We start from the raw sequence: 16023 nt of genomic DNA, 5'->3' as shown, positions 1-16023 counted from the left end.
TTATTGGTCCTCGTCGTTATTTTTTTCGTCTTTTGGCTCGTCTTTTTTCAGCTCTGTTTTGATATCTTGCATAATATCACGGCTTACTTTTGCCTTGCTCTTTTCACGTTTATACACTTCAATACGCGAAGGAATAATACGACGTGGGTAGTGGTTATTTTCTACATCAACATCCGCTGTTTCCCAGCCTGGATCAACCGTTACTGAGGTAAGCGGTTTGTTTTTGTCGGTAATAATCAGCTTTTGTACGTTTTTGTGATTACGACGCCAAATTTCTGCAGGAATATAACGTTCCTCTTTAGTGCCATCTTCATACGTTAGCTCTAAAAGAATTGGCATCACTAAGCCACCGAGGTTTGAAAACTCCATCACGTAGTAGTTTTTGTCTTCTTCAAGCGCGCGATCAAGTGTTTTACGCTCCCACGGCTTTAAGCCTTTTAAAAACTTTTTGTACGTATTACGCTCTTTGTTTGTAACGGTAAAGCGATCGTTTTCGTCATAAAAATCTGTCACATCTGGATTTTGTTCAACCCACGTTTGTTTACCTTCAGCGCGATTACGCTCAACAAATAATGAACTTGGCTTATTCGCTTCAATATCACGTAAACGTTTAAAGTCGATATCTGGATTTTTGGTGTCTAAACGTAATTGATATACTTTATCAAGCGAGATATCAACATGGTCTGTGGTGTAGAACCAACCACGCCAGAACCAATCTAAATCAACACCTGAGGCTTCTTCCATAGTACGGAAAAAATCAGCGGGAGTAGGGCGTTTATACTTCCAGCGCTGAGCGTACTCTTTAAAGGCAAAATCAAATAATTCACGCCCTAAAATCACTTCACGTAAAATATTTAATGCCGCAGCAGGTTTAGTATAGGCATTAGGGCCTAAACGTAGCACGCTGTCTGATTGCGTCATGATAGGCACTTGAGTCTCTGACTTCATGTAAGCAACAATGTCACGTGGTTCAACGCCCCATGGAATCGTTGGATCCCATTCACGCCCAGCAACACCGTCTAAAAAGCTATTTAAGCCTTCATCCATCCAAGTCCATTGGCGCTCATCTGAATTTACAATCATTGGGAAGTAGATATGACCTACCTCATGGATAACAACACCAATTAAAAAGCGTTTTTCTGCTTGAGAGTAAGTGCGTGTACCATCGTCTTGTAAATCTGTACGTGGGCCATTAAAAGTGATCATTGGGTATTCCATACCCCCTACAGGGCCATTAACTGACTGCGCAGTTGGGTATGGGTAATCAAATGAATACTGTGAATACACTTCCATCGTGTGTACAACCGCTTCAGTTGAGTATTTCTTCCATAAGTCGCCACCTTCTTTAGGGAAGAACGACATCGCCATAACGAGTGGTTGTTCATCACCACCTTGCTGGTAACCTTTAGCATCCCACATAAATTTACGTGATGATGCCCAAGCAAAGTCACGAACATTTTCTGCTTTAAAATGCCATGTTTTTGTTTTGTCTGTACCGGCTTTTTCGTTTTCGAGCGCTTCTTCTTCGGTAACAACAAACACAGGGCGTTTTGCTGTTTCAGCTTCTTTTAAACGCTTGCGCTGAGTGCTGGTCAATACCGAGCTTGGGTTATCAAGCTTACCAGTTGCCGATACAATATGATCCGCAGGAACCGTAATTTCAACATCGTAGTCACCAAACTCTAAAGTGAACTCACCACTACCTAAAAACGGTTTGTTTGTCCATGCTTCGTAATCGGTGTAAGCCGCTAAGCGAGGAAACCACTGTGCAACCAAGAAAATATCGTTACCGTCTTCTTCAAAATGCTCGTAACCTGCACGTGCGCCTACCGCGTCTTCTTCAACGAGGTTAAACGCAAAGTCCATACTAAACTCAACATCCTTACCGGGTTTAAGTGGGGTATTTAAATCAATGCGCATTAAGGTATCAACCACAGTCACGCGCAGCGCTTTACCATCTTCATCTTTAACATTGCTAATGGTGTAACCCAGTTCATTATCGTCCATAAATTGCTGACGACGTAAATCACCTAAGCTTAACTTAGCAGGCTTTGCATCTGGCTCGTTCTGTAGGGTACTTTTAAATGTTTGCGTGGTTTCTGCAATTGAGTCATTTTTAAAAATATTTTGATCAAGCTGAAGCCATAAATACTTTAATGTATGCGGAGAGTTATTTTTATATTCAATTGTTTGACTCCCCGTTAAGCGACGCTTTTGCTCATCAAGCTTTACATCAATATCGTAATCAACGCGTTGTTGCCAATAATTTTCAGCAGGGGCACCTGCTGCACTGCGGTAAACGTTAGGCGTAGGTAAAGCTTCATCTAGTTGACGAAACTTATCAACATAACTGCCTTTAGTTTGCTCAACAGATGAGGCAAGCACAGTGCTTGCCATTGCCAAAGGCAATACAAACGCGCTCAGTGTAAATAAATTTTTCTTCATTGTTAATCCTGATCGATTTTAGTAACGCTACTGTGACAAATTTACAGCTTAGCTTCAATAAAATAGCGATAAAACCCTGCTTTTATAGGGTGATATTCCCCACCTTTTTGTAAATACAATAAATAGCGTTTTATACAACAAAAAAGAACGGACATTTCGTCAGAAATTGAATAAAAAAACAAAGGCAATTAATACGCCAAACAAAACTGTAAAGGGGGTTTACAAAACACACTGGCTATTAGGGTTTGTTGACCTTTCAAGATTAAATTTGCAGCAGATTGTTTGGTATTTAGGCAAGGCGGAGCCTATGTGGTGTGGTTGTTCCCCATAAATAGGCGATAACGCAGCATCAATAACAAACAGGCGCTGCCCGAAGGGTTCTGCCTAGGGGCGATCTACTCTTTGTTACTCGGTTTTGACTTAGCCCACTAGGTTACAAACCTCGCGCCGCGATTAAACCGCACCTAGTTTGAACAAATATTAATCCGCAAAGATCATCAGACCCTATTAAAAGTAGAGATAAAAGCAAAAAACACAGCTATTTTCATTAAAAAAGCTAAATAACGCAGTTTTAGGTTGATCTTTACTATGGTTTGTAATTAGAATCGCCCACTTTTTTAATTTGAGAGCATTTTTTTAGCGTTTCTCTCAAATATTTTTTGTTCTAACTAGTCGTAACAAGTGTGGTGAGTTTATGGATTTTTATGTCCTAAAAAAGCAGCAAAAACTAATTGCAATACCAGCAGACGTGCAAAATTGTAAGCAGTATATAAACTCGGGTTATCTGTATATTGATAAAGTCGCTGCTTGTAATGAAACTAATGCACTGCAAGTATTACAAGCTAAAAAAGCCAAAGCATTAAAGTGGCCTTTAACAATCGCGCTCGCTGCTTTGCCCGTTATTTTTATAGCTTGGTATACTTTAACCTAAAGCGATACTTGCATCTTTAATTGCCTTGGGTATATTGGCGCTCTTATGGTTTTTTAAGAGCGCAAAATGAAAGTTCTTCACACTTCAGACTGGCACCTAGGTCAGCAATTTTATGAACATGATCGCCGTCATGAACACCATGCTTTTTTCTCTTGGCTGTTAACCACCCTCGTTAACCAACAAATCGATTTATTGCTTGTTGCAGGTGACATTTATCATACTGCCACACCGAGTGCTAGCGCCGAAAACCAACTCTATCAATTTATAAAAAACGCCAAAGCCCAGTGCCCACAATTACACGTTGTTATTATTGCGGGTAATCATGACTCCGCTAATCGTATTTTGGCTGCACAACCCTTATTAGCCCAGTTTGATACTCATGTGGTAGGGCGGTTTGATCCTGCTAAACCCAGTGACGTTGTAATAACGATTAATAACGATGATAAACGCGCTGTGGTACTCGCTATGCCTTTTTTACGCACCAGTGACATTAGCACGCTTAGCCAAACCGAAAATGGCCCCAGTTACGCACAGGGCGTTGCAAAAGCCTATGAACTTGCTCTTGAACATGCGCTAACACTTAACGCTGAAAATACGCCTTTAATTGTTATGGGTCATTTGCATGCAAAAGGCGGTAATATTTCCGGTGACTCTGAACGTAATTTGGTCATTGGCGGTGAAGAAGCTATTTCAGCGTCGGTATTTGGTAAGCAAGCCAATTACGTCGCACTAGGCCACTTACATAAAGCACAACTAGTAGCTAAAAATGAGCAAATACGTTACAGCGGCACGCCTATTCCAATGTCGTTTTCAGAAAGAAAGTATACCCATCAAGTAAATGTGGTTGAATTTAGCGAGCAAAAAAACCAACCGTTAAACACCACTGTAAACCCCCTTTACATTCCGCGCTTAGCTGAAGTCATTGTACTTCCTGAAGGAGAATGTGTGCCTTTAGCGCAGCTGTGTGAGCAAATAAAAGCACTCGATACAGAGCAATACGACATTGCTCCTTACTTGCGAGTAAAACTTAAATCAAGTGATATCGATACCACCTTTCGAGAACAAATCGAGCAAGCACTTAAAGGAAAACAGGTTAATTTTTGTGGCATAGAGCGAGTTCGTGACCAGCAAATGAGTAATTCCTCAGAAACGGTATTTGAAGATTTAAGCTTTGTTGAAATGCTCAACCCAATTAGCTTACTCGAACAAGCATTTAATAATGATAAAGATATGGCCGCAGCGACCGTGCCCAATGAATTAAAAGCACTGTTAACCGACGTAATTGAAGAACTTGAACAGGAGCAACTGCTATGAAAATAACGGCTGTTCGTATTCATAATTTAGCCTCTATTGCCGATGCCGAAATCGACTTTTTAGCCTCACCACTCAAAGACGCAGGCCTCTTTGCCATTACAGGTGACACCGGCGCAGGAAAAAGCACCGTACTCGATGCTATCTGCTTAGCACTTTATACTAAAACTGCGCGTTTGAAAGGCGATAAAGGTAACCTAATTGATTTTAATGGCGATAACATTAAGCTTAACGATGCCCGGAATTTATTGCGCCGTGGCAAATGGGAAGGGTACGCCGAAGTAGATTTTAGTGGCCAAGACCAACAGCTTTACAGAGCACGTTATAGTATTCAACGTACGCATAAAAAAGTAACCGGCAAACTTAAAGTGGCCGAACATACTTTACATAGCCTACCCGATGAAACCTTAATTGCTGACAAAAGTGGCACCTTAAAAGCCATAGAAAATAAAATAGGTTTGACCTTTGAGCAGTTCTCGCGTGCGGTGTTACTAGCACAACATGAGTTTGCCGCCTTTTTAAAAGCCACTGGCGATGAGCGCGCGCAGCTTTTAGAGTGCCTGACTGGCACCGATAAATTTAGTCGAATAGGGCAGCGTATATTTGAGCGCAACAAAGCTATTAAAGATAAATTTGAATTACTAACGGCAAGTTTAGCCAGTTATACGTTATTGTCTGACGATGAGCTGAGTGAAAAACAACAAACGCTGGCTGATTTAAAACAACAAATTGAACACACTAAAACAACTTTAGCAACGACAGAGCAAGGCGTTAATTGGTATAAGCAAGCACATAGCTTGGAGCTGACATTAAAAAATGCTCAGCAAAACGAGCAACAAGCACATGCCGCACTCAATGCTGTTAAAGCGCAAACGGAGCAAGCGAAACAAGCGCAAAGTGCGCTTGAAATTAAAGATAACCGCCAGCGCTGTGAAAGCTTAACAGCACAAAATAGCCAGTTAAATACACAAATAAAACAATTAAACGAGCTTGATCACAACTCGCTGATCACCGAGCAAGCAAGTAACGTTAAAAAACAGCAAAACGAATTAGATACAGCAAAACAACAAAAGCTAACAGCAGAGCCTCTGATTGCAAAAGCGCGAGAGCTCGACAGCCAATTAGCAATATATAACCAAACTATAAAAAGTCTGACTCAACAAAGCGCCAAAGAGCAGCAACAATTAAGTGATTTACAACAGCAGCTACAACAAAACAAAATAAGTGCAGAGCAAGCCACAACTCAAATCACAGGGCATCAGCACTGGTTGAACGAGCAGAGTCAATTAAAGCCATTGGCAACTGATTGGAACTATTTTCATCATAGTTTTAAGCAGTTTTTTAATACTCAGACACAACTAAAAACAACCCAGCAGCAAGCTCAGGCTCACGCAGAGCAACAAACAATACTCACAGCAAAACTTAGCGAGCAAAATAAACAACTCGAACAAGCAGAGCAAACGCTTACAACGCAGCAGCAAAGCCTAAATAAGCTAAACCAGCAGCACGCTCAATTTAACATTGAACAATGCGACGTTAAGCTTAAAAACATTGATTATTTAAAAGATCAGCGCACACGCTATAAGCAGTTTAACCAAGAATTAAAACACACGGTGCAACAGCAACGTGATGTGGCAGAAAAGCTCAGCCACAGTGAACATTCTAAAACTACGCTGCTTACGCATTTAACCAGCAAAGAGCAGGCACTTAAACACGCAGAGCAAGCGCTTAATCAAGCGAGGCTTCGTGCCAGTGAGCATGTTGAGCATTTACGCGCACAACTGGTTCCAAATGAGTCGTGTGCCGTTTGTGGGGCTACAGAGCACCCGTTCGCGAGCAATCAAAGCCAACCTTTTACAAACCTAATAACCGACTTTGAAAATGCATATAATAACGAAAAGCAGCAACACCAAGATGCTCAAACACAGCTTCATCAGCACCAAACACAACACGCGGTTTTGGTGGCAGAGCATGCTCAGTACAGCCAAGCCATTAGTGATGCACAAGCCAAAATGCTGGAAATTAAAAATACCATGCAAGCGGCTAAAACCGAGCTTAATGAGTTAACAGTTGAGCAGCTTGATGAAACTTATAAGCAATTAAGTGAACAAAAAACACAGTATTTTTCGGCGCAAAAAAAGCTCAGTAATTTGCAAGAAACTGTTAACCAGCTGCAAAGCACAGTTAAAAAAGAACAAGCGACACAGCAACAATTAAACACACAGCATGTTGAGCTGAGCAATCAGCAATCTCAGCTTAATAACAAATGCGATGAACTAGCAACTCAAAACGAAGCGCTTATAAAAGAGCTCAATTTACATTTTGAACACAGTGATTTTTGGCACGCATTGCAAGCAGGCTCGTTACCGCTTAGCGATTTAGCTCAGCAGGTAGAACAATATCAGCAAATCCAAGCACGGCTTGAACAAAGTCAAAAACAATTCGACAGCGCCAATGTACAGTTACAACAACTAACACCGCTTATAACCAAAGCAGAGCAGCGAGTTAACACGCTCAATGAAGAATTAACCCAAACACAGCAACAGCACAATAATACGCAGCAACAGCGCTTAGCCTTGTTTGATAACCAAACTATTAGCGCCGATGACTACCAAGCTAAACTGTCAGCACAGCTAGAGCACTGCCAAAGCCAATTAAGTGCCAGCCAACAAGCATACGACAGCGCCGTAAAACAGCGCGATGAACACGCCATCACGCTTAAAAACCTTGAGCATCGTCTGGCAGATAACCACCAAGAATTAGTGATGCTTGAAACGCGTTACAACGACTGGTTTAAAGAATTTAACACCCTTCATGGCGATATCAGTCATGAGCAAGTCACATTTTTACTAACTATCAGCAACGACGATATTAAAACTCAGTTAAAACAAGGCGAGCAACTATCGCAAGCAGTCGTTGATGCCAGTGCCGCGTTAAAGCAACAGCAACAAGCTAATGAAAAGCATCAACAAAATAATCAGCCAACGCAAAGCGAAGCACAGCTAATTGAGCAACAAAACCACTTAAATACCCAGCAAACACAATTGCAAAATAGCTTACTCACCATCAACACCGCGATTGAGCAGCACAACCAAAATGCAAAAGCGCTTGAGGGCAAACAAGCTGAACTGAGCCAGCTCAAGCAACAGGTTGACCAATGGCATTTACTTAATAAAGTACTAGGTGATGCCACAGGTAAAACAATGCGTAATTTAGCGCAAACACAAACACTCAAAATATTGCTGCATTATGCTAATAGCCATTTAAAAACCCTTAACAAGCGTTATGAGCTCACTGCAATTGCTGAGTCACTTGATATAGCCATTATCGACCGCGATATGGCCGATGAACAACGCTCGGTCAATACGCTATCTGGCGGTGAATCGTTTTTAGTGTCGTTGGCATTAGCACTGGGACTTGCCTCACTATCTTCGAACAAAGTGCAAATTAACTCGTTATTTGTTGACGAGGGCTTTGGAACACTAGATAGTGAAACACTCAGTATTGCCATGGACGCGCTAGATTCATTGCAAGCGCAAGGTAGAAAGGTCGGTGTAATTTCACATGTAAGTGAAATGAGCGAACGCGTTGCTACGCAAATTCATGTCGCTAAAAAACCGGGTGGATACTCCACCATAAACGTAATTTAAGGAGACAGCATGCCCACTTTCAAAGGCGAAGAAGCACAAGAATATGATAACCGCATTACCCGTTTAGTCCCAGGCTATGAGCTACTTCATCAACTAACCAATGCACAACTGCAAACCACGTTAAGCGACGATGCACACATTTTAGTGATTGGTGCCGGCACAGGTAAGGAAGTATTAGCATTAGCACAAATAAATCCTAAATGGCAGTTTACTGCCCAAGACACCTCCAGTGATATGCTCGATATTGCAAAACAGCGCTTTGCAGAGCAAGGTATTGATAGCCGTGTCACTATTGAATGTAGCCCAGTTGATAAAGTAAAAGCGAAAGCAGACGCCGTATTATGTTTACTGGTGATGCATTTTGTAGAAGATAACGGCGACAAAAAACAAATTCTTAAAAGCATTAAAACTAACCTTAAAAAAGGAGCGAATCTTTACATTGCTGATTTAATGCGCCCAGAAACAACATTTGAGCGTGAGTCACAATTAAACACCTGTGCTCAATTAGGCTTAACTGAAGCTGGCAAAACTCAAATGGGGCATAACCTCGAAAGAGAGTTTTACCCCCTAGATCGTATGCGCTTTAGTGAACTACTGAATGAATGTGGATTTGGTATTCCAAAGCTTTATTTTAAAGCACTTGGCTTTAGCGGTTACGTTGTATAAATTTTTGTCAAAAAAAAAGCTAATATCATAATGATATTAGCTTTATTGCTTAACACTAGTTTAAGCGGAGTGAGTGCGCTTTAAAGCCCACTCCCTCTATAATTAGATGCAAACGATGTTTTCAGCTTGCGGGCCTTTTTGACCTTGAGTAACAGTAAACTGTACACGTTGGCCTTCAGCTAGCGTTTTAAAACCGTCGCCAGAGATAGCACTGAAATGTGCGAAAACGTCTGCGCCAGATTCTTGCTCGATAAAACCAAAACCTTTTGCTTCGTTAAACCATTTTACTGAACCAGTAGTTGTATTAGACATAATATGTATCCTAAAAATTAATTAAAGTGTGCCTGAAAAGAGGCGATTGAGCCGAAAAAATAGTTAACTTGAGGATATCGCGTAGGATTATTACTAAAACAACGGGGTACTAACAAATAAAACAAAACTTCTTTCAAACTTATAAATATTGATGGGTTAACACTAACCCATCAATTAAAACTATTTAGATGCAAACGATGTTTTCAGCTTGCGGGCCTTTTTGACCTTGCGTTACAGTAAACTGTACTTTTTGGCCTTCGGCTAATGTTTTGAAACCGTCGCCAGAGATAGCACTGAAATGTGCGAAAACGTCAGCGCCAGATTCTTGCTCAATAAAACCAAAACCTTTTGCTTCATTGAAAAATTTTACTGTACCAGTAGTTGTATTAGACATAATAATATCCTAAAAAAATAATAAAAAATTTGCCTTAAAATAGGCGTTTAACAGGAAGAAAACAAACATTTAACTTGAGGATATCGCGAAGGATTATTACTAATAACAACGAGGTACTTACAAATAAACAGGGCTTTCTATCAACCCGATGGCAAGCAGAATAACAGCAATACACTTTATAACAAGCTTTATTTACACTTTATTTTTACCTATTTAGGCAAAGCCCGCTGCCATAGGCTTTGCAGCGTCATCGGTTTAACTTTTTAAACTTCGTGTAAAACATAACCTGTTAAAAGTGCAAGTTACGCGCTCTTACAATATCTTTCATCACAATGGTTGAGGTTAAACGTTGTACACCCGGTAAGGCTGATAGCTTGTCATCGTAGAGTTGCTGAAACGCGGCTAAATCTTTAGTTACAACATGTAACAGGTAATCAGGGGTGCCAAATAAGCGTTGTGCATTGGTGATCTGAGGGATAGCATCGACTGCTTGCTCTAATTTGCTTAACGACGCTTTATCACCTTCTTTAATAGTAATAAATACTAACGCAGAAAAGTTTAAACCCACTTTTTCAGGTGATATTTCAGTTCTGTAGCCAACAATTGCTTTGCTTTTCTCAAGCTCTTTTACACGACGATGACAAGGTGACACGCTTAACCCAACACGATCAGCCAATTCAGAGAGGGTGAGCCTGCCATCAACTTGCAACTCAGCAAGAATTTTCCTATCTATGGTATCCATAGTTGATTATTTCCTAAAATGAACGCTTATATCAGTAAAATACAGTAACTTTTACTCATCAGAAAGAAATAAAATAGCAGCTCACTTATTTTGGGTTTTAGTGCATGGATATGTATGGATATTAATATTATTTTTTCTTTTTGGCTGGTATCAATCTTGTTTGTACTTACCCCCGGTGCCGATTGGGCTTATACAATCAGTGCAGGTATAGCGGGTGATAAAATCATTCCTGCAGTAGCGGGGTTAATACTTGGGCATTTAATGGCTAGTTTGATTGTGGTGATAGGGTTAGGCGCGTTATTAGCATCGCATGCCATGTTTATAAAGCTGTTAACCTTATTTGGTGCTTTGTACATAATTTGGATTGCCGTATCACTGTACCGATTTCCTCCAATGCCTGCAGCCTATAACGATGGCCAAGAACACACCTCAGACACGCCTCTAAAGTGGATGAGAAAGGGCTTTATAATTAGTGGCTTGAATCCCAAAGTGATGCTGTTATTTTTAGCCTTATTGCCGCAGTTTGTTTTACCAACACTGTCATTTTCTATTACTGAACAATTGCTGGTACTTAGCATTATTCATTTAGTTGGCTGTGCGCTGGTATATTGGTTAATAGGGGTAAGTGCCAGAAAAATCCTCAGCAATAATCCGGCGCTCTCACTAAAATTTGGCCGTGCATCGGCCTGCATCCTATTTATTTTGGGCTCGCTCATGCTAGTTGATAGCGCTAACACACTGAGCGTAACACTTACCTAAAAAACGAAAGTGGCTTAGATTATTCGCAACTGAGCCACTAATTCACTCAAACGGGCAATTTTAATATTACTCAGCTGCCTATAATCAAAATAGGGGCATACAATAATATTCTGGCTTTTATCTATAGCAAACTCATCATCAAGCCAATCAAGTTGGGCGTTTAACTTACCTTGTTGTATCAAGTTTTTAGCGTGAGTTCGCCCAGCTATAATGTGCAATTGATTTTTATGCTCAGTAAGCACCGGCGCACTAAAGAGTAATGCAGTCCCGCTATGCTGCTGTAACAACAGCTCATCTCGATATGCTTGCCAACTCACTGCTTGTTTAGCAAATGAGTAATACTCGCTTGGCAGCGTAAATAACACTTTGGCGTACACATTAAAAACTTTTCGCCAGCCATTGCCACAGTGCTGGTTTATGCTATTTATTTGCCCACTAACTACTGGCTCTAGCTGCGCAAGTGTTTCAAAGTAAGGCATAGGGGGCGCTTTTGCTACATACACAGCAACACTGAATGAGTCATCACCTAACCCTATTAACTGGCTGCTCACCTTAATTGCTCTTATTTTGCGCTAAAATACGATCAAGATTGTTAGCAAAGTTTTGTCTGTCACTTTGGCTTAATGGAGGCGGCCCACCACTCATTTCTACACCACTTGAGCGCATAGTATCCATAAAATCGCGTACATTTAGTAATGAACGAATGTTTTCAGTGGTGTAAAGCTCACCGCGCGGATTAAGTGCTTGGCCGCCATTATCAATCACTTCACTTGCCAGTGGAATATCTCCTGTGATCACTAAATCGCCTTTTTCAATCCGTTTTACTATTTCATCATCAGCCACATCAAAGCCCGATGACACTTGTAGTCGGCTAATAAATTTTGACGGTGGGATTCGCATGGCATGATTTGCAACCAGTATAGTTTCTGTTTGCGTACGCTCTGCGGCTCTAAATAAAATTTCTTTTATTACCACCGGACAAGCGTCAGCATCAACCCAAATTTTCATGCTAAGTTCTTTAAATTGCTTTAGTATTAAGGCGATCCTATAGCAATTTCTAAAGAAAAGGAAACAACATGAAACTCGCTTTTAAAACCGCATTATTTATTACCACCGTGTTTTTACTCAGTGCCTGTACCAGCGCACCCGAAGGAATAACCCCTGTTAAAAACTTTGATTTAGAGAAATACCAAGGCAAGTGGTATGAAATAGCACGATTAGACCACTCTTTTGAACAAGGAATGGAGCAAGTAACAGCCACTTATTCAATTAACGATGATGGAACGGTAAAGATATTAAACAAAGGGTTTATTAGTAAAGAACAAAAATGGGACGAAGCTGAAGGCTTAGCTAAATTTGTAGAAAACGCCGATACAGGGCATTTTAAAGTGTCATTTTTTGGCCCGTTTTATGGTGCCTATATTATTTTTGAGCTCGACCAACCTGATTATCAATATGCCTTTATTACCAGTTATAGCAAAGATTACTTATGGTTTTTATCGAGAACACCTACAGTGAGTAAAGAGCTCAAGCAGCACTTTTTAAGCCAAGTAAAAACGCTTGGTTTTGCAACAGATGAGATTATTTGGGTAAATCAAAAATCGCTGTAAAGGGGGTTTACATGCCCCTAGGTTGTAATAAAACGTTCACCTTACTGTAAGGTAAACTAAATAAAGAGGGGCTATATTAGCCTCACTTGCAAAGAGACAGGCAAGTACAAGACATAATGACAATCCCCCTTTTTTATTGGCAAGCCTGATGGCTTGCCATTTTTTTACCTCAATTTAGCCTATTCTTTGGGATCAGGTTTTTACTAACTAAAGCCCATTTAAACCAAAAAATAACGTACTCGTGGCTAATATCAATAATACAAGCAAGTTAAAAAGCTTAGTTAAATTGACTAAAAAACTATAAAAAATCATTATAATTAAAGCACTTAACGACATAAACCCGCAAAACTGTAGAGCGCCATAGCCGTGTAATTCGCTAACACAAAGCAGTAAACTTAGTAAAATACTGATCCAAGCAACACTCAATAAAATTAAACGCTGCTGATCAGTAGGGCGCTTGTTAAAAACATCCTTGAAATGATTAAACTTAGCCAGTGCAAAGCAGTTAAAAGCCACCAAACATAAACTAAAAGGGAGCAATGCCATCATACTTTTTGCTCCTGAGTGTTTATCGGACTAGGTTTTTTAGCTTGCAGCGTAGTACGTAATTTTTCGGTTTGTAACAAAAACAGCAAACCAAACAGTAAAAAGAGACTATCAAACATAAATAAAGCCCACTGTTCATTACGTAAATAACTGATTATATTCCCTTGTGTTGTTAGCGCATTAACCACAGGCACACTAAAACAAGCAATGCTGTTTATGGCAGCCATAACACACCACTGCAACTTGTCACGCTTTACAAAAGCGATAATAAGTACACACAGCCAAGTTAAAAAGAAGGCAAGTATCTCTTTATCCGCGCGCTCCATTGCGCGTGTGCTGATTAATCGGTTTGCTAAAAAGAACGCAGACGTTGCCAAGGGTAACCCCATTAAAGTTCCTAAATTAAGCGCTTCGACGAGTTTTAAACCCCATGATGGCTGAGCATTTTTTTTCATTCGCTCCCGAATACGCTTCGCCCACATAATACAGCCCGTGGCTATCATTATGCAGCCAGCAATGCCGCCTAAAAAGTATAAAACACGTAATAATGGCTCTGCTAAACGCCCAGTATGCATTGAATTTAGTGACTCATACAGCGCTTTACTGCCGGTGAGTTCATCATCAGTTTGAGCAACAAGCTCACCACTCGCTCCACTAAATATCAAACGCGGTGCTTGATCCCTTAATGTTTTTCCAGGACTGACCAAAACCATAATAGTCGCAGCGGCCTTATTCGGCTTATTTATAATCACCCGAGTTATATCAGCCTCTGGCCACTTAGTATAAACCTGATCCAAAACAGTATTGATAGGCACTAACGGTGCAGTGCCTTGCAACGACTCTGTTGCAGAACTACTTGGCGAAACATCATTAAAAAAGCCTCGTATTCCATCCTCATAAACGGTTTGCGCGGGGTAGGGGAAAATCATAAATATCAGGGTAATAATGCCCGTATAAGTAATCATTAAATGAAACGGTAAGGCAAATACCGAACTTAAATTATGCACATCTAACCAGCTACGGCTGCCTTTATTAGCTCTAAAAACAAACATATCTTTAAAAATACGTTTGTGAATAACGACGCCAGATATCAACGCAATGAGCATAAATAAACTAGCAAAGCAGACAATCCAACGCGCCGTTTTTACATCAATATAATGCAAATCAAAATGCAGGCGATAAAAGAAATTACCCCCTCGAGTATCTACAAAGGGTGCTAAAGGCTGCATGGTATTTGGATTTAAACGGGCATTTTCAAACTGCGCTCTGCGTTGTCCAGGCTCTTTTGGTTTTGCATAACCATACGTTAAATAAGGTATACGCTCCTCAGGAAGCGTTATACGCCAATTAGGCGCATTAGGTGCTTGCGCATATAAATACTCAACACCCGACACGATTTGTTGTTTTTGCGCGCCAATACGATCTGCCTGCTGCTCAATATTATGGACACTTGGCTGATTCCATAAGCTCACTTCATCTCTAAAAAAGCTAATAGTGCCTGCAAAAAATATTAAATACAGTAACCAACACACGAGCAAACCCACCCATGTATGTAACCACGTCATTGAACGAAAAAAACTCCCTTTCATAACCATCCCTTCAATAGCGATAACACGACAAGTTGCGCTGCAATACTTAGTAAAATACTGATCCAAACAGTTTTTAATGAATGAATATAAAAGCTATAAATAAACACTAGGGCATAAATTAAAATACTCGCAGACACACTAAGCAAAACCGCGTCAACTTTAGGCACAGGCACTACTGCACTTAATAGCGACACACTAACGGCTGTAAAAAAATACCCGCCAACAATAGCAATAAAAAAACGCGATAAAACCGCTAATTCATAGCTAAAGCGCTGCATAAATTGCCATAACATAGAAAAAACGGGTTTGGGAAAGTCTAAAAGACGGTTGGAGGCCTGCATAAACTGCAAATTCCTTTTAAACATAGCTAAAAAAAGATGGCGATATTATAACGCCAACAAATACAAAAGATAGTAATTCTTATTTGTATTTGAATGCAGCAATAGGCATTTAATTGAGTTAGTTAAATAGTGATCTATATAAAGATTAAAAGTCAGCTATAAAATAACCTATCTAAGTGAATGCTTGCTCTGGATGCGTTGCTGTTACCGGCTAAATACATAAAGACACAGTAAACACACGTCCGTGTATGAAATTAAAAGTTAAATAAAGCACTGTATTTAATAAGTTTTTCCATAGCCTTAACAGGTAATTTTGATATAAGAAGCTAATAATTAGAGACCTTTTAAGCTATAAATTTCTCTCAAATAACACTGGATCAGTATTTTACCAACAAGGCATAAAATACCGCTGGCATAAACCGATTTTTTACTAACTTATTACCAAAGAAAGCTAAAAAACAATCAAAACGATGAAAAAACAGGCTTGGAAAATTAAATTTTATACTTTTAAACCGACATGTTAGTAAAAATCTGATCTTTGATAAATGCAGTTTAATCCGTAATGATTTTAACTGGGAAGGTAACAATAGAGATACAACGCGTAAATTATGCTCAAAAAATAAACATTTCGCATAGATGTTGCAGTCACTTTATTTCACCGCTTAAGCACAGAGCGACTGCCATAAAAAACTACAAAGTGGTTATGAAAGATTAAAAATAGTTTATA

15 protein-coding genes are annotated in these 16023 nt (G+C 39.9%); 6 read left to right on the top strand and 9 right to left on the bottom strand.

Going from position 1 to position 16023, the window contains the following annotated elements; genetic code table 11:
• Complete coding sequence (locus QL984_RS13265) at positions 1 to 2445, bottom strand: M1 family metallopeptidase (protein WP_024602425.1); 2445 nt, start codon at positions 2443 to 2445, stop codon at positions 1 to 3.
• A 694-nt stretch (positions 2446 to 3139) separates the two neighbouring features.
• Here QL984_RS13265 and QL984_RS13260 point away from each other — a divergent pair.
• From QL984_RS13260 to QL984_RS13245, 4 genes are all read left to right on the top strand, one after another.
• The gene (locus tag QL984_RS13260) at positions 3140 to 3376 is read left to right on the top strand and encodes a hypothetical protein (protein ID WP_013462818.1); all 237 of its coding nucleotides are present in this window, start codon (positions 3140 to 3142) and stop codon (positions 3374 to 3376) included.
• Positions 3377 to 3442: 66 nt separating this feature from the next.
• A complete protein-coding gene (locus tag QL984_RS13255) occupies positions 3443 to 4690 on the top strand; it encodes an exonuclease SbcCD subunit D C-terminal domain-containing protein (RefSeq protein WP_036955494.1) in 1248 nt (415 codons plus the stop codon).
• Positions 4687 to 8337 (top strand): SbcC/MukB-like Walker B domain-containing protein, encoded by a 3651-nt coding sequence (locus tag QL984_RS13250; protein WP_138764618.1) that lies wholly within the window; start codon positions 4687 to 4689, stop codon positions 8335 to 8337. Before QL984_RS13255 ends, QL984_RS13250 begins: the two co-directional genes overlap by 4 nt.
• Positions 8338 to 8346: 9 nt before the next feature.
• Positions 8347 to 9003 (top strand): class I SAM-dependent methyltransferase, encoded by a 657-nt coding sequence (locus QL984_RS13245; RefSeq protein WP_016899984.1) that lies wholly within the window; start codon positions 8347 to 8349, stop codon positions 9001 to 9003.
• Positions 9004 to 9105: 102 nt separating this feature from the next.
• Here QL984_RS13245 and QL984_RS13240 read toward each other — a convergent pair whose 3' ends face one another.
• The 3 genes from QL984_RS13240 to QL984_RS13230 all read right to left on the bottom strand — a co-directional run bounded on the left by QL984_RS13240 (position 9106) and on the right by QL984_RS13230 (position 10451).
• Positions 9106 to 9315, bottom strand: a complete 210-nt coding sequence (locus tag QL984_RS13240) for a cold-shock protein (RefSeq protein ID WP_007377377.1) — start codon at positions 9313 to 9315, stop codon at positions 9106 to 9108.
• Positions 9316 to 9499: 184 nt separating this feature from the next.
• Complete coding sequence (locus QL984_RS13235) at positions 9500 to 9709, bottom strand: cold-shock protein (protein ID WP_008463923.1); 210 nt, start codon at positions 9707 to 9709, stop codon at positions 9500 to 9502.
• Between the two features lie 289 nt (positions 9710 to 9998).
• A complete protein-coding gene (locus tag QL984_RS13230; RefSeq protein WP_013462814.1) occupies positions 9999 to 10451 on the bottom strand; it encodes an Lrp/AsnC family transcriptional regulator in 453 nt (150 codons plus the stop codon).
• A gap of 114 nt (positions 10452 to 10565) precedes the next feature.
• Between QL984_RS13230 and QL984_RS13225 the strand changes: the two genes are divergently transcribed.
• Positions 10566 to 11210, top strand: coding sequence for a LysE family translocator (locus tag QL984_RS13225; protein ID WP_036955500.1), 645 nt, complete (start codon positions 10566 to 10568; stop codon positions 11208 to 11210).
• A gap of 14 nt (positions 11211 to 11224) precedes the next feature.
• On the opposite strand, the gene QL984_RS13220 is transcribed toward QL984_RS13225, so the two are convergent.
• Positions 11225 to 11761, bottom strand: a complete 537-nt coding sequence (locus QL984_RS13220) for a hypothetical protein (protein ID WP_036955502.1) — start codon at positions 11759 to 11761, stop codon at positions 11225 to 11227.
• A gap of 1 nt (position 11762) precedes the next feature.
• Positions 11763 to 12218 carry a YaiI/YqxD family protein gene (locus tag QL984_RS13215; RefSeq protein ID WP_028834651.1) on the bottom strand — a complete coding sequence of 152 codons (456 nt, stop codon included), beginning with the start codon at positions 12216 to 12218 and terminating at the stop codon, positions 11763 to 11765.
• 68 nt (positions 12219 to 12286) lie between these two features.
• Between QL984_RS13215 and QL984_RS13210 the strand changes: the two genes are divergently transcribed.
• The gene (locus tag QL984_RS13210) at positions 12287 to 12820 is read left to right on the top strand and encodes a lipocalin family protein (RefSeq protein WP_036955505.1); all 534 of its coding nucleotides are present in this window, start codon (positions 12287 to 12289) and stop codon (positions 12818 to 12820) included.
• Positions 12821 to 13027: 207 nt separating this feature from the next.
• Here the strand turns inward: QL984_RS13210 and QL984_RS13205 are convergent, their stop codons facing one another.
• The 3 genes from QL984_RS13205 to QL984_RS13195 are packed head-to-tail and all read right to left on the bottom strand — an operon-like array spanning position 13028 to position 15296.
• Entirely contained in the window at positions 13028 to 13369 is a 342-nt protein-coding gene (locus QL984_RS13205) for a DUF3325 domain-containing protein (RefSeq protein WP_016899981.1), read from the bottom strand.
• Complete coding sequence (locus QL984_RS13200) at positions 13366 to 14955, bottom strand: PepSY-associated TM helix domain-containing protein (protein ID WP_036955507.1); 1590 nt, start codon at positions 14953 to 14955, stop codon at positions 13366 to 13368. The genes QL984_RS13205 and QL984_RS13200 overlap by 4 nt, the downstream gene beginning before the upstream one ends.
• Positions 14952 to 15296, bottom strand: a complete 345-nt coding sequence (locus QL984_RS13195; RefSeq protein WP_033103215.1) for a hypothetical protein — start codon at positions 15294 to 15296, stop codon at positions 14952 to 14954. Before QL984_RS13195 ends, QL984_RS13200 begins: the two co-directional genes overlap by 4 nt.
• Between the last annotated feature and the right edge of the window lie 727 nt (positions 15297 to 16023).

The sequence above is a fragment of the Pseudoalteromonas sp. APC 3495 genome (assembly GCF_030407645.1).
GTDB classification, from domain to species: domain Bacteria; phylum Pseudomonadota; class Gammaproteobacteria; order Enterobacterales; family Alteromonadaceae; genus Pseudoalteromonas; species Pseudoalteromonas tetraodonis.
Note: the sequence above shows the minus strand (reverse complement) of the source record. Positions and strands in the feature narration are given on the sequence as shown.